Origin of the sequence: Brevibacterium jeotgali (assembly GCF_900169175.1) — a bacterium.
GTDB classification, from domain to species: Bacteria; Actinomycetota; Actinomycetes; order Actinomycetales; family Brevibacteriaceae; genus Brevibacterium; species Brevibacterium jeotgali.
Map to the genome: position 1 here is coordinate 1 of NZ_FXZM01000037.1, position 2749 is coordinate 2749.

2 protein-coding genes are annotated in these 2749 nt (G+C 65.9%); both read right to left on the reverse strand.

The window, feature by feature from the left end; translation table 11 throughout:
• The coding region (locus BJEO58_RS14670; protein ID WP_180951997.1) for a CapA family protein at positions 1-409 on the reverse strand (409 nt) is incomplete at its 3' end.
• Between the two features lie 100 nt (positions 410-509).
• A partial coding sequence (locus BJEO58_RS14675) for a CapA family protein (RefSeq protein WP_145997571.1) occupies positions 510-2749 on the reverse strand: 2240 nt, incomplete at its 5' end.

Below are 2749 nucleotides of genomic sequence, written 5' to 3' on the forward strand. Positions count from 1 at the left end.
TGTTGCTGTCCTCGAGATTCTTCAGGGTGTCGAGGAAGCCGGCTTCGCCCATGTCCATCACGTGGTTGTTGGCGTAGGTGACAGCGGTGATGCCGTGCTTGCGCAGATGGGCTGTGCCGAGGGTCGGGTCGTCGTAGTGGAGGTAGGGCCGCTTGCCCTGGAGGGGGGAGTCCCTGCGGTCGGTCAGGACTGTCTCGAGATTCGCGACGACGAGGTCTGAGCTGTCGAGGAGTCCTCGGAGCCGCCCGAACGGCGCCTCATAGAGATCGTTCGTCTTCAGCCCGTGGGCGTGGTCGTAGCTGAGGCCGAACCCGGTGTCTCCCACGAGGAGGATGCGGGCAGAGCCGACAGTCGAATCAGGAGCCCACCGAGGACCGATGGACGTGGCTGCCGCGTCTGTGGCTGTCATTTCTCTCCAGTGTCCGACATGTCGGTCGGCGGCGGCCGACCGCAGGGGGCGAATCGATTCTATCGAGCCGTTGCTGAGACTCAGCTGCATTGCGGGCGGGTCAGTCGCCGCCGATGCGGCGGCGCAGTCCCCGTGTGACCCGCTTCGCGCCTCTGGCCGCATCGACCACGGTCGCCTTCAGTCCGGCAGGAGTGCCCTTCTGCTTCTCTGTCCACGTGAAGGCGGGTTCGGACGCTGGCTCGGCGGCTCCGAGATGCAGGTCGACGATCGTCTTGACGATGTCGGTGCGAGGGGCCGCTGCCTCGGCGAACGCAACGAGATCCGGATCGGGGCGGACGTCGTCGATGACGACTGTGCCCCTGCGTCCGGGCTGACTGGGATCGGAAGCCGTGAGTGTCACCTCCGCGAGGTCGAGACCGGTGATGGCGCGGCTGGCGGCCGCAGCGAGCGCGCGATGGGACTGGTTGACGCTGCGAAGCAGATTGCGTCGGCGCGGATCGGACGGGTCGATGACCGCGAGCACGCGGGAGTGCGCGACGAGGAAGCACAGTCGCGTCCCCTCGGGGGCGGGCGTCTCGGCTCGACGGACCGGCAGGCGTGCGCGGCGGAGCAGTGACTGGGTGAGCCCGTCATGGCGCGCGGCGAATCGAGCCGCAGTGCCGGTGCGATCGGTCGAGGATCCCCACACGCTTGCCGTTGCTCCCCCTCCGGAGGCGCGAAAGTACGTGTCGCCGTACCACGTGACGTCCATGTCGCGCGCTGTGAATTCCGCGGCCAGCAGCGCGGCCGACGACAGTCTCTCCGGTGGGACGGGCCTCCGCACCCGGGGCCGGAACGTCCTCGGGGGGTCTGAGGCGAGCACTGACGATACGAGGCGGGTCGGGAAGCTCTGTGGTGCGCGATCGCTGGGACGTGCCGAATGCACGGCGACCTCTGGACGGGTGTTCACCTCGATGATGATGTGGTTCTCGTCGTTCGCGGACTGTGAGAGGTCCTCACACAGGATGTCGATCCCGGCTATGTCGATGTCATGGAACGCGAGGGCGGCACTTTCCGCAATGCGCAGGTAGGACGGGTCCATCGTCTCGATGCAGTTCTCCGGGTGCGCTCCGGACCCGACGCTGCCCATGTGATCGATGAGGTGAGTCACGCCCTGGGGAAGGACGGTGAGCGGAGTGAATCCTGCGCGCAGCAGGGTTCTCAGGCGGTTGCCGGTGAGGTCGAGCGGCTTGCTGTGCAGGACGAGCTCATGATGGCGTTCGTCGTTCCTCGCGTTGATGAGTTCGCGGATCGTGCTCGTCCCATCCCCGGTGATCTGAGGGGGAATTCGGCGAGTGGCGGCACAGGCGACTCCGTCGACGACGCTGATCCGAATCTCGTCACCGCGGAACTGCTGCTCGACGAGCACTCCCGAACGGGTCTCGGAGAAGGCGTGGTCCCACGCCGCCCTGAGCGCGTCGGAATCCTCGATCCCGACCGTCACGCCGCGGCCGACGTTCCCGTCCATCGGCTTGACGACGACGGGGCCCAGATCGCCCAGGAGCGCGGCGGCGGCATCGAAGTCGTCCTGAGAGCTGAAGAAGCCACCGGCTGCGGTGGACAGATCGTGGTCCTTCAGGATTTCGCGGGTGATGCTCTTGCGCTTGGCCGCACGCGCTCCCGGCACGCCCGAATGATGGGTCGACGATGTCATCATGAGATACGGGACGCCCTCCTTCGAGCGTCCGGAGAATGCGCCCGAATCGAGGCGCTGGATGGTCGCGCCCTGCCGTTTGAGTTCGCGTTCAAGGACAATGACGTTGGGAGATGACCGCCGATCGAAGCGGATCTTCTTGGGGTTCTCGTCCCAGTACGTGAGCGTGCGGCTCTGGCCACGACGATGGCGATTCACCCGGGCGCGATGGTCCTTATTCAGGTCGATTTCCAGGTAGTGGCCCTGTGCGTCGGCGCCTGGCTCAAGCCCGCGGAGGAAGGCCGCTGAGTCCCCGGTGCGGGAAAGCGCCTCCAGATAGAACTCCTCGAATTGCTCTACATCGACCGGTCCAGTCCGGAACCCTGTGCTGCCGTTGTCCGTGTGGAGTGGATAGAGGCGTATCCGTGTCGAATCTGAGGTGAGGTGCAGGCGCACGGCAGCGCTGTATGGCGGCGCATCCATCAGTGCGTAGCGTCCGTTTGAGTTGAAGACGAAGTTGCCGATGCCGTGGAGGAGGGGACGTCCGTTGTGGATGTCGATCTCCTGCGCCATGTGGCTTCCGTGGCCGATGACGAGGTCTGCTCCGGCTGCAGTGACGCTGGCGGCGAAGCTGCGTTGGGCGTTCGAGGCCCATTTGTAGTCGCGGC